At 56.8% G+C, this 17,315-nt stretch carries 16 protein-coding genes; 2 read left to right on the top strand and 14 right to left on the bottom strand.

The window, feature by feature from the left end; translation table 11 throughout:
• Positions 1-92 precede the first annotated feature (92 nt).
• The 11 genes from eutG to maeB all read right to left on the bottom strand — a co-directional run bounded on the left by eutG (position 93) and on the right by maeB (position 9,991).
• On the bottom strand, positions 93-1,280 hold the full coding sequence (eutG, locus tag KE671_RS18305; protein WP_206164409.1) for an ethanolamine utilization ethanol dehydrogenase EutG: 1,188 nt from the start codon (positions 1,278-1,280) through the stop codon (positions 93-95).
• A complete protein-coding gene (eutJ, locus tag KE671_RS18300) occupies positions 1,270-2,109 on the bottom strand; it encodes an ethanolamine utilization protein EutJ (protein ID WP_206164410.1) in 840 nt (279 codons plus the stop codon). Before eutJ ends, eutG begins: the two co-directional genes overlap by 11 nt.
• Positions 2,110-2,134: 25 nt before the next feature.
• Positions 2,135-3,538, bottom strand: coding sequence for an aldehyde dehydrogenase family protein (locus KE671_RS18295; RefSeq protein ID WP_206164411.1), 1,404 nt, complete (start codon positions 3,536-3,538; stop codon positions 2,135-2,137).
• 11 nt (positions 3,539-3,549) lie between these two features.
• Positions 3,550-3,837 (bottom strand): ethanolamine utilization microcompartment protein EutN, encoded by a 288-nt coding sequence (eutN, locus tag KE671_RS18290; protein WP_206164412.1) that lies wholly within the window; start codon positions 3,835-3,837, stop codon positions 3,550-3,552.
• A 77-nt stretch (positions 3,838-3,914) separates the two neighbouring features.
• Complete coding sequence (eutM, locus tag KE671_RS18285; RefSeq protein WP_000387720.1) at positions 3,915-4,205, bottom strand: ethanolamine utilization microcompartment protein EutM; 291 nt, start codon at positions 4,203-4,205, stop codon at positions 3,915-3,917.
• A gap of 36 nt (positions 4,206-4,241) precedes the next feature.
• Positions 4,242-5,258: a phosphate acetyltransferase gene (gene pta, locus KE671_RS18280; RefSeq protein ID WP_206164413.1), complete on the bottom strand. Its 1,017-nt coding sequence runs from the start codon at positions 5,256-5,258 to the stop codon at positions 4,242-4,244.
• A complete protein-coding gene (eutT, locus tag KE671_RS18275; RefSeq protein WP_206164414.1) occupies positions 5,255-6,058 on the bottom strand; it encodes an ethanolamine utilization cob(I)yrinic acid a,c-diamide adenosyltransferase EutT in 804 nt (267 codons plus the stop codon). The genes pta and eutT overlap by 4 nt, the downstream gene beginning before the upstream one ends.
• The gene (gene eutQ, locus KE671_RS18270; RefSeq protein ID WP_206164415.1) at positions 6,055-6,747 is read right to left on the bottom strand and encodes an ethanolamine utilization acetate kinase EutQ; all 693 of its coding nucleotides are present in this window, start codon (positions 6,745-6,747) and stop codon (positions 6,055-6,057) included. Before eutQ ends, eutT begins: the two co-directional genes overlap by 4 nt.
• A complete protein-coding gene (eutP, locus tag KE671_RS18265; protein WP_206164416.1) occupies positions 6,725-7,204 on the bottom strand; it encodes an ethanolamine utilization acetate kinase EutP in 480 nt (159 codons plus the stop codon). Before eutP ends, eutQ begins: the two co-directional genes overlap by 23 nt.
• Before the next feature lie 12 nt (positions 7,205-7,216).
• Positions 7,217-7,552, bottom strand: a complete 336-nt coding sequence (eutS, locus tag KE671_RS18260; protein WP_042999878.1) for an ethanolamine utilization microcompartment protein EutS — start codon at positions 7,550-7,552, stop codon at positions 7,217-7,219.
• Positions 7,553-7,711: 159 nt separating this feature from the next.
• Positions 7,712-9,991, bottom strand: coding sequence for an NADP-dependent malic enzyme (gene maeB / locus KE671_RS18255; RefSeq protein WP_206164417.1), 2,280 nt, complete (start codon positions 9,989-9,991; stop codon positions 7,712-7,714).
• Positions 9,992-10,265: 274 nt separating this feature from the next.
• Here maeB and tal point away from each other — a divergent pair, with 274 nt between their 5' ends.
• Positions 10,266-11,216, top strand: coding sequence for a transaldolase (gene tal, locus KE671_RS18250; protein ID WP_206164418.1), 951 nt, complete (start codon positions 10,266-10,268; stop codon positions 11,214-11,216).
• A gap of 20 nt (positions 11,217-11,236) precedes the next feature.
• Positions 11,237-13,231, top strand: a complete 1,995-nt coding sequence (tkt, locus tag KE671_RS18245) for a transketolase (protein ID WP_206164419.1) — start codon at positions 11,237-11,239, stop codon at positions 13,229-13,231.
• A 97-nt stretch (positions 13,232-13,328) separates the two neighbouring features.
• Here tkt and KE671_RS18240 read toward each other — a convergent pair whose 3' ends face one another.
• From KE671_RS18240 to aegA, 3 genes are all read right to left on the bottom strand, one after another.
• Positions 13,329-14,369 (bottom strand): DUF1176 domain-containing protein, encoded by a 1,041-nt coding sequence (locus KE671_RS18240; protein ID WP_206164420.1) that lies wholly within the window; start codon positions 14,367-14,369, stop codon positions 13,329-13,331.
• Positions 14,370-14,494: 125 nt separating this feature from the next.
• Positions 14,495-15,070: a GDP-mannose pyrophosphatase NudK gene (gene nudK, locus KE671_RS18235; RefSeq protein ID WP_206164421.1), complete on the bottom strand. Its 576-nt coding sequence runs from the start codon at positions 15,068-15,070 to the stop codon at positions 14,495-14,497.
• A gap of 55 nt (positions 15,071-15,125) precedes the next feature.
• Positions 15,126-17,105: a formate-dependent uric acid utilization protein AegA gene (gene aegA, locus KE671_RS18230; protein ID WP_206164422.1), complete on the bottom strand. Its 1,980-nt coding sequence runs from the start codon at positions 17,103-17,105 to the stop codon at positions 15,126-15,128.
• Between the last annotated feature and the right edge of the window lie 210 nt (positions 17,106-17,315).

Below are 17,315 nucleotides of genomic sequence, written 5' to 3'. Positions count from 1 at the left end.
GGCCTGATAAGCGCAGCGCCATCAGGCAATGATGCCGCGTTTTGCCGGATGGCGGCGCGAACGCCTTATCCGGCCTACGTCCTGGTATGTTTTTATTGTGCCGCCGCGTACAAATCGATAATTTCGCTCTGCGTGGCGGTGCGTGGGTTGCTGCGTATACAGATATCCTCCAGCGCGGCTTGCGCCCAGACGCTGTAGTGTTCGGGTTTTGCGCCGACGTCGGTGAGGCGTTTGCTCAGGCCCACCTCCGCAATCAGTTCACTGACTGCGGCGATAGCGTCGCGATCGTCGGATTTCTTATTGGTTAATGCGCGCCCGATATGGCTGAAACGTTCACGACACACCAGGCGGTTAAAGCCCATCACCGTCGGCAACAACATGGCGTTCGCCTGGCCGTGCGGAATATGTAATGTCGCCCCCGGCTGATGCGCCATTGCGTGACATAACCCAAGACCTGCGCTGGAAAACGCCATCCCTGCCATACACGAGGCGAGCAACATACTCTCCCGAGCCGCCAGGTCGTGGCCGTAGCCCACCGCTTTCGGCAGCGATTTACCGATCATGGCGATGGCGCCAATCGCCAGACTGTCGGTGAACGGTGAGGCATTCAGCGCGCACCAGGCCTCAACCGCGTGTGTCAATGCGTCGACTCCGGTCATGGCCGTCACATGAGGCGGAACGCCTTCGGTCAGCGCCGCATCGAGGATAGCCACGTCCGGCATCAGCGTCGCATGTGCCAGCACCTGCTTGCGTCCCGTCGCTGCGTCGATAATCACCGTCACGTTGGTGGTTTCCGACCCGGTCCCGGCGGTGGTAGGAACGGCAATCAGCGGCAGGCGCGGACGTAACGTGCTGTATTCCGTCATCTCAGCCAGCGTCTGCGTCGGATTGGTCACCAGCAGGGCGACCGCTTTTGCCGCATCCAGTACCGAACCGCCGCCAAAGGCGACGACACCATCGCATTTTGACTCGCGCAATTGCGCTACCGCCGCGCAGACATCGGTGATGCACGGCTCGCCCATCGGACACGGCCAGACCGTCATCGCCACGCCTTTCATCGCCAGGCTGCGTTCAAGACCGGCAGTCATTCCCGCCTGATGCAGGAAACTGTCAACCATCACGAAAAGATGGCTTAAGCCCCGCGTTTGCGCTTCCTGTCCGCAGGAACTGAGCGCCCCGAGCCCGCACAGCGTCACCGGTGGTACGCTGAACGTTTTTACGCGTTGCAGATTCAGGGTATCGAATGCCTGAAAGAGTGCCGTCTGCAATTCAGCTTGCATAGATTCCCTCCGCTTTCTCTTTCCCGCTGTTGGCAATCGCCAGCGGGGTCATGAACAGGCTGTGTTGCGGGAGATGCACCTGTAATGCCGGAAAGCGTTTACGGAACAAGTCATCCACGCCCGGCTGCATGCAGGAACCGCCCGCCAGCCATAAATCCGCTATCCCTTGCCCTGCAATATGATGGGCGACGATCTCCGCCATTTTTTCGTAGACCGGCTTCACCACTGGCCAAATCTCCTGCGCATTGCTGCGCTTATACTGCTCTGCCTCTTCCAGCGGGATGCGGCGGTTGCCTGCCAGCGTCAGGGAGATGTGATGTCCTCCGGTCGCCTCATCGGCGGAGTAAGTCACCTTGCCCTGCCTGACGATGGCAATCCCGGTCGTGCCGCCACCGATATCCACAACGCCGGCGTTATCCAGTTGCAGCAGGTCGGCGACCGCCGTCGGCTCATCCAGGACATGGCTCACCTCCAACCCGGCAGATTCCAGCACGTTGATGGAAATGCGCGGGTCGGTGCCCGGCGGGAACGAGGTCGCCGCATGGGTAAACCGGCAGCCGAGCTGTCGTTCGAGCATATCGAGATGGCGGCGCACAATAGTGACCGCGCCGAAGAAATCCCAGACGATGCCGTCGCGCACGACGTCAGCCCAGTCAAGGCATACCGCCACCGGCTGTCCGTCGCCGTCGACCACCATCGACACCACGTCGCAGGTTCCCAGGTCAACGCCCAGCCACAGCGCAGAATCGCTCGAGGCGGGCGCCTGATTACACAGGTCAGCGGCTTTTTGCAGTCTTGGCGTGAGCCAGCTTTCTTCGTCGTGCGCCATCTCTCTCTCCGTTGGCCTGAGGCACTTAAACGATGCGGAACGCATCCACCAATACACAGCGACGCAGACGGACAAACGTGCGCGCGCTGGTCACCCCTTCTCCGGTTGGCGTGGTAATAGTCATGGTGGTCCAGCCTTCACCGCCCAGCCCCAGCCCGGCTATACACGGGCCGTTCTTGACGAAAATGCTGGTATCAATGGCGTTCGCCATCTGGTTCATGTTGTCGATATTGCGCGAGTGCATCGCAGCGGTATGGTGACAGCCACCTTCCAGTTGCACCGCCAGCGCAATAGCCTCATCGACGTTTGCCACCCGCACCACCGGCAGAACCGGCATCATCAGTTCAGTGACGGCAAAGGGATGCGTGGCAGGCGTTTCAACAAACAGCAGTCGGGTTTGCTCGGGTACATTAAGGCCAATTGCCGCCGCGATTTTTGCCGCATCACGTCCAACCCAGTCACGACTGACCGTGCCTTTGCCGCGCTCATCAATGTTTTTCAGCAACACGGGCTGTAGCTGTTCTGCCTGCGCGGCGGTCAGTTTGACCGCGTGCTGGCCTTCCATCAGGCGCATCAACTCATCCGCCACGCTGTCGACGACAATCAGCACCTTCTCATCAGCGCAAATGATGTTGTTGTCAAAGGAGGCACCTTTGACGATGGATTGCGCCGCCCGCGCCAGATCCGCCGTCTCATCGACGACCACCGGCGGGTTACCGGCACCGGCCGCGATCAGGCGTTTATTGGTGTGTTTGCGGGCAGCGTCGACCACCGCTTCACCGCCGGTGACGACCAGCAGGCCAATACCCGGGTACTTAAACAACCGCTGAGCGGTTTCGATATCCGGGTTCGCCACGGTCACCAGCAGGTTTTCCGGGCCACCCGCAGCGACCACCGCCTGGTTAAGCAGTGTGATAGCGCGTTGTGAAACGCCTTTCGCCGCCGGATGGGGGGCGAACACGACGCTGTTACCCGCGGCAATCAGGCTGATGGCGTTATTAATCACCGTCGCCGCCGGGTTAGTGGATGGCGTCACTGAGGCGACGACGCCCCACGGCGCATTTTCGATCAGCGTCAGGCCGTTATCGCCGGTGAGTACCTGCGGCGATAAACACTCTACGCCCGGTGTCCCGCGCGCCTGCGCCACGTTTTTGGCAAATTTATCGTCGACGCGTCCCATGCCGGTCTCTGTGACGGCAAGTTCCGCTAATTCTTTAGCATGCTTTTCGCCCGCTTCACGTAGAGCCGTGATGGCAAGCTGGCGCATCGCCACGCTCTTCAGCCCCTGCTGAGCGACTTTTGCTGCCGCCACCGCATCATCCAGGGAGGCTAAGACGCCCATTTCATGAACGGCGGTCGCAGGCTGACTGCTGTCTTTCATTTTCAGCAGTACCGCTTTCACTACCTGTTCAATATCCTGTTGATTCATGATGTTCAGTCCTATTTGTGGAATATCACCTGACCGCCAGCCACCGCTTCATCGACAATACCAATCACGCACAGATCGACAGGGGACGTTTCGCTGCGATGCGCCTGACGAGCTGAACTGCCGCTGACCAGCAGCACCCACTCCCCGGTCCCCGCCCCGATGCTGTCAATGGCGACGGCGCACTGCCCGTCGGGATTTCCCTGGGCATCAATCATCTCCACCATCAGCAATTTGTCGTGTGCCAGTCCCTGATGGCGTACGGTACAAACGATTTGTCCTGTGACGACTGCCAGTTTCATACCCGCCTCCGTGGGTTAAGTTGTGCTGCGATCCTGTAGGCCGGATAAGCGCAGCGCCATCCGGCCACCAGTCCTGCTTAGATGTTGCTGTCGCCTTTGAAGCTGATCGGGAACACTTCTTCCAGATCGCCATGCGGACGCGGGATCACGTGAACGGAGACCAGTTCGCCGATACGCTGCGCGGCAGCAGCACCGGCATCCGTTGCCGCTTTGCAGGCCGCAACATCGCCACGAACCATCGCAGTCACCAGACCACCGCCAATCTGTTTCACACCAACCAGCTTCACACGTGCGGCTTTTACCATCGCATCAGAGGCCTCAATCAGTGCAACCAGGCCCCGGGTTTCAATCATTCCTAAAGCTTCCATTGTGTTTTCCTCTCATGGGGTCCAGAACGGGACCATTTATACAACCAGGGTTTGCGAGTCACGTTCGCGACTCACGTCAGTCGGGCGCGGCACCGCTGCCACCAACGCCAGTTCGATAATTTCCTGTACGCTACAGCCTCGCGAGAGGTCATGAAGCGGTGCGGCAAGCCCCTGAATCAGCGGCCCGACAGCACGATATCCGCCCAGACGCTGGGCGATTTTGTAGCCAATATTGCCGGCCTCCAGTGACGGAAAAACCATCACATTGGCGTTACCTCGTAGCGGACTCGACGGGGCTTTTTGCGCGGCGACTTCCGGCACAAAGGCGGCGTCAAACTGCAGTTCACCATCCACCAACAGCGTGGGTGCGCGTTCGCGAACGATCTCCGTCGCCTGCTGTACGTTCGCCACACAGGGATGACGGGCGCTACCCTGACTGGAGAATGACAGCATCGCCACGCGCGGTTCTTCACCAGTGATACCGCGCCAGGTGTCGGCACTGGCGATCGCGATATCCGCCAGTTGCGCCGCCGTTGGTTGCGGCACCACGCTGCAATCAGCAAACCCTAACGCCGGTCCGACGTACTGCGGCAGCATCAGGAAGAGAGACGACAACGTTTTACACCCCGGCTGCAGGCCAATAATGCGTAAGCCCGCGCGCAGCACGTTAGCCGTGGAAGAAAGGTTTCCGGCGATACAGACATCTGCCTTGCCTGCGCTGACCATCGCCGCAGCAAACATCAGCGGGTCATTGAGTTTCTCAAGGGCATCCGGCGGCGTTTTTTCTCCGGAACGGGCGAGCCAGCGCTGGGCGAACGTTTCACGCATCGCCAGATTGCTGTACGGATCGATAACCTGAATACCGTCCAGCGCCACCCGATGAGTGAGGGCGAACTGGCGCAGCGCGAACGGGCTGGCCACCAGAATCGGGTGCGCCAGACCGTGCTGTTGCAGGTAGTGCGCCGCTTTTAGCACGCGTTCGTCTAACGCATCCGGAAAGACTACCCGGGCCGGGGCGCGCAAGGCCCGTTCACGGGCGCGTTCAATGATCATTGTTCACCTCCCAGTCGCTGTTGGATCTGGCTGACGGTGAGTGGGTGTTTGGTGACACTCAGAATCATCATCACGTAGACCGCGCTGGAGAGACGGTTCAGCGCCTGCAAAATGTCCGGGCGCAGGACGTCAAAACCGCGGGTGATAAAGACCTGGGCGGCGATCGTTTCCGTCTCGCGAACTTTGGTACGCAGCAGATTCAGCAGTGCGGACTCGCGACCATGACTGGCTTCGGGTACCAGATGATCGTGCTCCAGATAGCGCAACGGTTGATGGGAAAGACGATGCAGATCGTCCTCGTTCAACCCGACAATGGATTGCGCCGCTAAGGGTTCATCCATCGCATCGGCGCGCATAATGTTGCCCAGCCGCGAACGAATATCCGCCAGCCACGGCTGCCACGGCTCCGCCAGTTCGATTTGCAGCCATACCGCCAACGCGATGGTGCTGTCCAGCGCGGCGCGAAAGCCCAGCCGCGGGGAGCTTTTGGCAACCATTTTGTCCGCCGTCAGGTGGGTCAATGTATCTGGCTTTTTCGCCACCGGCTGTCGACACAGTTCACAGCAGGCCTGCGGATGTGTATCGCTACTGGTTAACCCGTGCACCGGCTGCGGCTGCTGTTGCTCGTCGTCGACAAACAGACTGCCCTGCTCATCGAGAAACTTGATGCGCAGATGACGGCTTTCCAACAGTTCGCGGGCAGAGGGCGTCAGGCGAGCGTCAACGGGGAGATGAATTTCCGCCCCTTCGCTGAGCGTATGGTTCGCTCTGAGCCATGCTTCGGTGATGAAATCGTTCATACCGATTGCCAGTTCGCAGGCCACGCAACGTACAGGAAGCGCACGGTCGTCGGCGTGCCAAATTCAATGCTTGAGCCTTTCGGGATAAACATGACGTCCCCGGCTTTGGCGATCATCGTTTCACCTTCATGGCGCACATGCAGTTCCCCGTCGAGCACCATGTCGATTTCGTCGTAGTTCAGCGTCCACGGGAAGAACGCGTTATCCCACTGCATAAAACCGGCGGCCATACTGCTGCCGTCCTGCTCGGTGACGAGATCGGTCAAACCTACACAGTGAGGCTGCGCGCCGTCGAAACGGCCGAACTTAACACTGCTGCCGTCAACCACTTTGATACCGCCTTTGCCGGTCACCGAGTGAAAACCCGGTTGCATCCCGCCCTGCTCCAGCGACTGTTTTTCTTTCAGCACTTTGTCCATCAACTGCGAAACCAGACTTTCGGTAAACTGTCCTTCCGGCAGTTGCGCGATGATGGTTTCACGAATGCGCTGCGTTTCCGATTTGGCCTCGTCCGCGCTGCACGCTGCCGTTGGCGCGGAGCCATCGCGCTCCACAATCGTGATGCCCAGTAACTCCGCGACTTCACGGGCTTCCGGGGTGATGATGCTGGCGCGCAGCACCACCGACATCTCCTGTTCGCCTCGTGCGTGCGCCGCACGTATATCGTTAGCTGTGATAAGTTTTTTCACCTGCCCCTTCCTCCTTTTGGCTGAGCTCAGTCAGATAGTCCACCAGGCGCTGTACGCTTTGCGGGTCATGGCTGTTGAGTTCGAAAATCGGTTCCTGAAACCCAATTGCGCGCAATAATTCCCGCGTCGCGGCTACGTCGGCATCCGGCATATCCGTTTTGCTGATCACGGCGATGTGTCGTTTACTGGCACCGATATCTAACAGCCCGGCAGGTAAGCGACTTTCTTTGTCATTGGCCGCATGAACATAAATCAACGTATCCACATCCTGCAGCGTGGTAATTAAGGCGTGATACCAACGGGGATGACTAAAATATTCCCCTGGCGTATCGATATCGCCATTTTCATTAAATTCCACGGCCTGCGTTTTTCTGGCGAGGGAATAATTTCCCTGTAGCGCATTAAAAAGCGTTGTTTTTCCTGCGCCGACCGTGCCCACAAACGCAATACGTTTCATAAGCGCCTCAATTTAGCTTTTCGTCAGGTCGCACAGGGTGAAATGTAATAATCGCCCCAGACCACTGACCGTTTGCAATAAGGCTTCTTCAACCGCCCCCACGGAGCCGTAAATCACCAGCGCGCCGCTGAACCGGTCGAGAAAACCGATGTGTACGTCGGCGGCCTTCATCGCCAAATCGCCGGCAATCATCGCGGTTTCTCCCGGTGTAAGGGTCATAATGCCAATGGCGCCGGCTTCGGGAACGCCGATCTTTTTCGCCAGTTCTTCTCCCGGATGCGCAATGAGATGCGCCAGCGTGACCTGTTTGCCCGGCACAAATTCCTGAATGATGCGTTCTTTATCCATTGCTCACCGCCTGTGTTAAGACTGGGCTTATCGTGGCAATTTTTTGTCAGGGTAAATAACAAAATTCGGCAAGGTGATTTAAAAGGTGAAGTGGATCACTAATACGCAGAAAATAAAAAGGCGCGGGAGAAACCCGCGCCGGAATTAATTAAAGTGAAATTACAGCGGCTGTGTTTGTGCCTCAACCACCGCCAGCGCCACCATATTAACAATACGACGCACAGAGGCGATCGGCGTTAATACGTGAACCGGTTTTGCCACACCCATCAGAACCGGGCCAACCGTGACACCTTCTGAACTGGAGACGCGCAGTAAATTATAACTAATACGTGCGGCTTCCATATTTGGCATCACCAGAATATTGGCCGAACCTTTCAGCGGGCTATCCGGCATCCGATCATGACGAATGCTTTCCACCAGCGCGGCATCGCCATGCATTTCGCCGTCAATCATCAGATCAGGCGCACGTGCTTTGATAATCTCCAGCGCGGCGCGCATTTTGCCGGCTGACGGACAGTTGGACGAACCAAAGTTAGAGTGTGACAGCAACGCCACTTTCGGTTCGATACCAAAGCGACGCACGGTTTCTGCCGCCATCACGGCGATTTCCGCCAGATCTTCCGGCTCAGGATCGTCATTGACGTAGGTATCGGCAATAAAGGTGTTGCCGCTCGGCAGCAGCAACGCGTTCATCGCCCCGGCGGTATGCACGCCTTCCCGGTAGCCAAACACCGCTTTCACCACGCTGAAGTGCTCATGGTAATCACCGATAGTGCCGCAGATCATCGCATCCGCTTCGCCGCGCTGAACCATGATCGCGCCAATTACCGTGGTGTTGGCGATCACCGCACGCTGCGCCTGCTCCTGGGTAATGCCACGACGCTTCATGATCTGGTAATACTCGTTCCAGTACTCTTTAAAACGCGGATCGGATTCGTTGTTAACGATCTCAAAATCAACGCCCGCTTTGATCTGCAGCCCCAGTTTTTGAATGCGCATCTCGATCACGCCTGGACGACCAATCAGGATAGGCTTCGCCAGACCCAGCGTGATCAGTTCCTGTGTGGCGTGCAGCACGCGAGCCTCTTCCCCTTCCGGCAACACGACACGCTTCGGTGCCTTACGCGCCTGCGAGAAAATCGGCTTCATGAACAGGTTGGTTTTGTAGACAAATTCGGTCAGCTTATCGATGTAAGCGTCAAAGTCGGCAATCGGGCGTTTCGCCACGCCGGAATCCATCGCCGCTTTGGCAACGGCCGGGGCGATTTTAACAATCAGGCGCGGGTCGAACGGTTTTGGAATGATGTATTCCGGACCGAAGCTCAGATCCTGATCGCCATAGGCTGAGGCCACTACTTCGCTCTGCTCGGCATGCGCCAGTTCAGCAATCGCATGGACCGCAGCCAGCTTCATCTCTTCGTTGATTGCCGTCGCGCCGACGTCCAGTGCACCACGGAAAATGAACGGGAAGCACAGGACGTTGTTGACCTGGTTCGGGTAGTCGGAACGGCCAGTACAGATAATGGCGTCCGGGCGCACCTCTTTTGCCAGCGGCGGCAGAATTTCCGGTTCCGGGTTAGCCAGCGCCAGAATCATTGGCGCGCGGGCCATCTTCTTGACCATCTCCTGGGTCAGCACTTTCGGGCCTGAACAACCGAGGAAAATATCCGCGCCGTCAATGACATCATCCAGCGTCCGTTTACCGTCATCGTCTACCGCGTAGGCCGCTTTGGTTTCGGCCATATTCGGCTCACGGCCTTTGTAGATGACGCCTTTGGAGTCACAGACCACGATGTTGTGTTTCTGCATTCCCAACGCCACCAGCAGGTTCATACAGGCGATCGCCGCTGCGCCCGCGCCGGATACCACCATCCGCACGTCGGAAATATTTTTCTCCACCACCCGCAGCCCGTTAAGAATGGCGGCGGTGCTGATGATCGCGGTGCCGTGCTGATCGTCATGGAACACAGGAATATTCATGCGTTCACGGAGTTTCTGTTCGATATAGAAACACTCCGGCGCTTTGATATCTTCCAGGTTGATCCCGCCGAACGTCGGCTCCAGCGCGGCAACGACATTAATAAATTTGTCCGGATCGAGTTCATCGACTTCAATATCGAACACATCAATGCCGGCGAATTTCTTAAACAGAACGCCTTTGCCTTCCATGACCGGTTTACCGGCCAGCGCACCGATATTGCCTAAGCCCAGCACCGCCGTCCCGTTAGAGATAACGGCAACCAGGTTGCCACGCGCGGTGTATTTATACGCAGCCAGCGGGTCTTTTTCGATTTCAAGACAGGGTGCCGCGACGCCCGGCGAGTACGCGAGCGCCAGATCGCGCTGCGTGGCAAGGGGCTTGGTCGGGGAAACCTGGATTTTACCAGGTACCGGGAATTCGTGGAAATCAAGGGCGCTTTGCTTTAACTGGTCATCCATCTTGTTGTTCCTTTCACGTATCGTTCAAAAAAGTCACGCGCAGCCAGGTGCGTCGCACATTATCACCGCACTGCGGGACGCAAACTTTGAAGGTCCCCAAACTATCACGACTTAAATAAAGATTTCGTAATCAACTCATAACAACCATGTTACCTGCTTAAGCCAGCAATACCATGCCTGTCTGCTATGCTTTTTTGTGGTGCATATCATGAATTTCTCAGAAGTGTGATTTTAAGCACTCACCTAACACATTACTTTTCAAGGAGTATTTCCTATGAACCAGTTAGACGGCATCAAACAATTCACCACTGTCGTGGCCGACAGCGGCGATATTGAGTCTATTCGTCATTACCAACCCCAGGATGCCACCACCAACCCTTCCCTGCTGCTGAAGGCCGCCGGGCTGGCGCACTACGCGCACCTGATTGACGATGCTCTCCAGTGGGGGAAGAAGCAGGGTAAAACCCAGAAACAGCAGGTTGCCGAGGCCTGTGACAAACTGGCGGTCAATTTTGGTGCGGAAATTCTTAAAAGTATTCCGGGTCGCGTGTCTACTGAAGTGGACGCCCGCCTCTCATTCAATAAAGAAAAGAGCATCGAAAAAGCGCGCCATCTGGTCGAGTTGTACCAACAGCAGGGCGTCGAGAAATCCCGCATCCTGATTAAACTGGCCTCCACATGGGAAGGTATTCGCGCAGCAGAAGCGTTAGAGAAAGAGGGAATTAACTGCAACCTGACGCTGCTGTTTTCCTTTGCTCAGGCCCGCGCCTGCGCTGAAGCAGGCGTCTTTTTGATCTCTCCGTTTGTCGGGCGCATCTATGACTGGTATCAGGCCCGCAGCCCGATGGATCCGTATGTCGTCGATGAAGATCCCGGCGTGAAGTCGGTGCGCAATATCTACGATTACTTCAAACAGCATCGCTATGACACTATCGTTATGGGCGCCAGTTTCCGCCGCACAGAGCAAATCCTCGCTCTGACGGGCTGCGATCGTCTGACTATTGCGCCTAACCTGCTGAAAGAGCTGCAGGAAAAAGAAGAACCGGTTATTCGCAAACTTGTGCCATCGTCGCAAACCTTCCCACGCCCGACCCCGATGACGGAAGCGGAATTCCGCTGGGAACACAATCAGGATGCGATGGCCGTAGAAAAACTCGCTGACGGGATCCGTCTGTTCGCCGTTGACCAACGCAAACTGGAAGACCTGCTAGCTGCTAAACTCTAAATCTTGCCACGGAGTGTTCTATGTCCCGTAAAGACCTTGCCAATGCCATTCGTGCGCTCAGTATGGACGCTGTTCAGAAAGCGAATTCCGGCCACCCCGGTGCGCCGATGGGAATGGCGGATATCGCCGAAGTGCTGTGGAACGATTTCCTGAAACACAATCCGACCGATCCGAGCTGGTACGATCGTGACCGTTTTATTCTCTCTAACGGCCATGCCTCGATGCTGCTTTACAGCCTGCTGCACCTGACAGGTTACGACCTGCCGATAGAAGAGCTGAAAAACTTCCGCCAGTTGCATTCCAGAACGCCAGGCCACCCGGAAATCGGCTACACCCCAGGCGTTGAAACCACCACCGGCCCGCTGGGCCAGGGGCTGGCGAACGCTGTTGGTTTAGCCATTGCCGAACGCACGCTGGCGGCGCAGTTTAACCAGCCGGACCACGAGATTGTCGATCACTTCACGTATGTGTTTATGGGCGACGGCTGCCTGATGGAAGGTATTTCGCATGAGGTCTGTTCGCTGGCGGGCACGCTGGGACTGGGCAAGCTGATCGGTTTTTACGATCACAACGGTATCTCCATTGATGGTGAAACCGACGGCTGGTTTACCGATGATACCGCCAAACGCTTTGAAGCCTACCACTGGCATGTCATCCACGAAATCGATGGCCACGACCCGGAAGCGGTGAAGAGAGCGATTCAGGAAGCGCAGCGCGTGAAGGACAAACCGTCGCTGATTATCTGCCGCACGGTGATCGGTTTTGGTTCACCAAACAAAGCAGGTAAAGAGGAATCCCACGGCGCGGCGCTGGGCGAAGAAGAAGTGGCGCTGACGCGGCAGAAACTGGGCTGGCACCACCCGGCATTTGAGATCCCGAAAGAGATTTATCGCGCCTGGGACGCCCGGGAAAAAGGCGAGAAAGCGCAGCAGCGCTGGAATGAAAAATTCGCCGCCTACCAGAAATCATATCCAGAACTGGCGGCTGAATTCACGCGTCGTATGAGCGGCGGCCTGCCAGAAGCGTGGGAAAAAACCACGCAGAAATACATCAACGAACTCCAGGCGAATCCCGCCAAAATCGCCACCCGTAAGGCATCGCAAAATACCCTCAACGTCTACGGTCCACTTCTGCCGGAGCTGTTAGGCGGTTCGGCGGATCTGGCGCCGAGTAACCTGACGATCTGGAAAGGTTCCACCTCCCTGAAAGAGGATCTGGCGGGCAATTACATTCACTATGGCGTGCGTGAATTCGGCATGACCGCCATCGCCAACGGCATCGCCCATCACGGCGGATTTGTGCCCTATACCGCCACCTTCCTGATGTTCGTTGAGTATGCACGCAACGCCGCGCGCATGGCGGCACTGATGAAAGCGCGGCAAATCATGGTGTATACCCATGACTCCATCGGCCTGGGAGAAGATGGTCCGACCCACCAGGCGGTGGAGCAACTGGCCAGCCTGCGCCTGACGCCCAATTTCAGCACCTGGCGTCCGTGCGATCAGGTTGAAGCCGCGGTGGGCTGGAAGCTGGCGGTCGAGCGCCATGACGGCCCCACGGCACTGATCCTGTCGCGTCAGAATCTGGCGCAGGTTGAGCGCACGCCGGAACAGGTGAAAGCGATCGCCCGCGGTGGCTACGTGCTAAAAGACAGCGGCGGCAAACCGGATATCATCCTGATCGCCACCGGTTCGGAAATGGAGATTACCCTGCTCGCAGCGGAGAAACTCACTGGCGAAGGGCGTAACGTCCGCGTGGTGTCGCTGCCCTCAACGGATATTTTCGATGCCCAGGACGAGACTTACCGCGAGTCGGTACTGCCGTCGAATGTTAGTGCCCGTGTGGCTGTGGAAGCGGGTATCGCTGATTACTGGTACAAATATGTGGGGTTAAAAGGGGCCATTGTCGGCATGACCGGTTACGGTGAATCTGCGCCAGCAGAGAAGCTGTTCCCTTACTTCGGCTTTACGGTTGAGAACATTGTGGAGAAAGCGCATAAGGTTTTGAACGCCTGATGTATGCAACGCCGGATGACGACGCTAACACGTCTTATCCGGCCTACAGATAGCCTTTCACAGGTCGGATAAGACGCCGTCGCCACCCGACAGAAAATTAACGCGTGATCCACAGCGTGGGCCAGGCATCTGGCCCATGCCAGCCGTCACAGCTTGGCTCTTCGGCATAACGCACCAGGCGAAAACGCTGGCCATCAAAACGCCAGCGCGTCTGGATCCCGCAGTCGGTTAATCCTCTCCCCTTTGCAAGGGTGATCAACTCTCGCGACTTCTCATCAAATACGGCGTTCATCAACTCCATGTCGTTACTTTCCGCGCCGCTGTTAAACGGTAAACGTAGCCGCACGGCATGTGAGGCCAGCGGTTTTTTACGCGACACGATCCACGCCAGATCGATTGTATTGTATGCTCCGGCTTCGCAGGCGATCATCAACAGGGCTTTGTCATCGGTAAGGGCGGTCACCCGCACCTCACGGCGTGAAGGGTCGAGTGAACACTTAATGCCGTTCATTCGCCAGTTGCCGTAATCAAGAAGGTCGTTGCGTTCGTCGAGGGAGAGCGGTGTGGGCGTTGGGTTAACGACGGCTACGCCTTTCAGCGCCGGCGCTGGTGGCACGCTGAGTGGAGGATCATCCCCTTTTTCAATCCACGCCGTTTCGCTGCCCACCCGCTTTTGCTGCGCGTCGATGAACAACAGCGCCGCTTTCAACCCGGCCAGCGAAATCGACTGATGACCTTTTTGCAGGGTGATCGCCTTCCCGTCCTGAACCGTCGCCAGAAATTCCGCGATGGTGACCGTGTCGTCCGTCATCAGGTGCCACGGCGTCATTCGCCAGTGCTCTGGGCTCAGCGCCAATGGTTTGCCGTCCAGCAACAGGCGTGTCGCAATGTCCGCCTCGTTGGTACGCACGGTCAATCCACCAAGATCAAGGCGCAGGACGGCATCGGTATGCGCCCCGGCGCTGCGGCTCAGGGTCATCACCAGTCCGCCATGTTCACCGGTGTTACGCGCGACACAAAAATTCTGGTTATTACAGGTGACCTGCCAGTCAGAAAAAGCCTGTTGCGCGGGCGCGGCCCACAGCAAGCGGGCCGGAATCAGGCCGAGCAGGAAAAGGAAAATAACGCGATAGCGCATGGACGGTAATAACCCCAGAAGTCAAACGAACAACACAGGTCGTATCTTCGTTGTGCTGTTAACCATGCTCAATCGGATTTGTCGGATAGATTCAATAATTCGTAAAGAAATATAAACCTTATTTATCAATCCATTAAATGAGAAGATTGCAAATAGTTGAGCAATAACACGGTCTTACCGTCTCGTATCTCACCGGTTTTAATCATGTCCAGCGCCTGAGTAAACGGCAATTCCAGCACAGTAATATCTTCATCTTCGACGCCACCGCCAGCATTAGCGCGCTGGTTTTCGCTGTATTCGGCGATAAAAAAGTGAATCAGCTCCGTCACACCGCCTGGAGACATATACAGCTCAAAGAGCTTACGCACCTCACCCACTTCATAGCCCGTCTCTTCAATGGCCTCTTTGCGAATGCAGGCTTCCGGCTCGTCGTTGTCCAGTAATCCGGCACAGGTTTCAATCAACTGCCCGCTTTCGTTACCGTTCACCCACGTCGCTACGCGGAACTGACGAATCAGCACGACGGTCTTTTTCTCTGCGTTGTACAACAGGATAGTGGCCCCATTGCCGCGATCGTACACTTCACGTTTGTGGCGGATGACGTCGCCGTTCGAGCGGGTCAAATCGTAAGTGATATTGCGCAGGATGAAATAGTTATCAGAAAGGACTTTGTCTTTAACGAGCGTGATTTTTTGCGACATACCGGCTCCACAGCGTAAGAAGAGAAATCATACTACGCCGTGAAGCCGGTTTTGGTTAGTGGGATTGAACTGAATTTATTCCCAGCCAGTCGATGATCCCCTGCGCAGCATGGCGTCCTTCCGCCATCGCGGTGACCACCAGATCGGCACCGCGAACGGCATCGCCACCGGCAAAGATCTTCGGGTTAGTGGTCTGGTAACGATATGCACTCTCAACGTTTGCCGCGATACGACCCCAGCTATCCACTTGTACACCGTGGCTCTCCAGCCATGGCATCCCGTGCGGATGGAAACCAAATGCCATGATTACGGCATCCGCCGGCATCACAAACTCACTGCCAGCAATCGGCACCGGACGGCGACGTCCCTGGGCATCCGGCTCACCCAACTGCGTACGCAGGAAGCGAATGCCACAAACGCGCCCTTCCGCGCTCAGTTCCAGATCGACCGGCTGCACGTTGAACTCGAAGTTAGCCCCTTCCTCGCGCGCGTTTTTCACCTCTTTCTTCGAGCCCGGCATATTGGCTTCGTCGCGGCGATAGGCGCAGGTGACCTGACTTGCGCCATGACGCAGCGCGGTACGGACACAGTCCATCGCCGTGTCACCACCGCCTAGCACCACCACGTTGAGTCCGGCGGTGTCGATGTACGGCTCTTCAGGACATTCTTCCAGCCCCATCACCTGTTTGGTATTGGCGATCAGGAACGGCAACGCATCGTAGACACCTGGCGCATCCTCATTTGGCAGGTCGGCCTTCATCGAACGGTAGGTCCCCACGCCGACAAAAACGGCGTCGTAATCCTCCAGCAGCGCCTCCATTTTCACATCCCTGCCCACTTCGCAGTTCAGCTCAAAATGGATCCCCATCGCGCTGAAAATTTCCCGACGGCGCGCCAGCAGCGATTTATCCAGTTTGAAAGCCGGGATGCCAAAGGTCAGCAGTCCGCCTATTTCAGGATGACGATCAAACACCGTGGCGCTGACGCCATGACGCGCCAGCACGTCGGCGCAGGCAAGCCCTGCCGGGCCGGCGCCAATAATCGCCACGCGCTTATCAACCTTCTGCACGTGGCTCAGATCAGGCCGCCAGCCTTGACCCAGCGCGCGGTCGGAAATGTAGCGCTCAATGTTACCGATCGTCACCGCGCCATGCTCGTCACGCACCGTACAGGCGCCTTCGCACAGACGATCCTGTGGACAGACGCGCCCGGTAATTTCCGGTAAACAGTTCGTCTGGTGAGACAACTCCACCGCCGCATCAATGTTTCCGGCTTTCACCAGTTCAATCCATTGCGGAATGTGGTTATGCAGCGGACAGGTCCATTCACAAATGCTGTGCTCACCACACTTAAGACAGCGTGAGGCCTCCTGCTCCGCCTGAGCCTTGCGAAACGGCAGATAAATTTCGTCAAAGCTGACTTTTCGCGCGTCGATAGCCAGTTTATCCGGTTCACCACGCGCAGGCGTCGCGTGCATTTGCTCAATTTTGCTCATTGTGGCGAAAGCGGTCGCCGCCGCATCCGCATGCCACGGCTGATTCTCCTGCCGGGCGGTACGTAAACGTCGCGCTTTCGCCTGCCGGGTTAACGACTCTTCCGTCACCAGTTGCAGGGCATCAGCCGGGCAGTTTTCCACGCAGGCGGGGCCATTTTCGCGCCCCTGGCAGAGGTCACATTTATGCGCCGTCGCTTTGACCTGATCTTTGGCGACAGGCGTAAGAACTATCTGCATGGTGCCAAACGGGCAGGCCACCACGCAGGATTTACAGCCAATACACTTTTGCTGATTGACCTGCACGCTGTCGTTGATGTGGCTTATCGCTCCATTCGGACAACTGCGGGCGCAGGGTGCATCTTCGCAATGGTGGCAGGTCACTGCACTTCGCTGATGCTGATGCTTAATAACCGTGATCCTGGGCTGGTAGTGACGTTGGCTAAGGACATGTTGCTCTTCATTGTGGGCCAAAACGCAAGCGACTTCACAGGCATGGCATCCCAGGCACTGTTGGCTGTTGGCCATAATAAAACGGTTCATGGCGACCTTCTTTTTTGGTTGTAAAAACCTTATTCTTTATATAAGTGTTGTTATTAACCGACTGACCACACGTCGGCAATGTTCATTTGCCCAGGAAGCACAACTATTTCTACAGAACCTGTGGCAGATCAATTTATTTCAGCCAGAGTGAAATTACGTTTCAGATCTGCGAGAGATTTTTACCGTAAGCACTTTTAAAGGAAATTACGC

The sequence above is a fragment of the Citrobacter amalonaticus genome, from assembly GCF_018252635.1.
GTDB lineage: Bacteria > Pseudomonadota > Gammaproteobacteria > Enterobacterales > Enterobacteriaceae > Citrobacter_A > Citrobacter_A amalonaticus_E.
The sequence above is the reverse complement of the archived record's forward strand: the minus strand, read 5'-3'. Positions and strand labels throughout refer to the sequence as shown.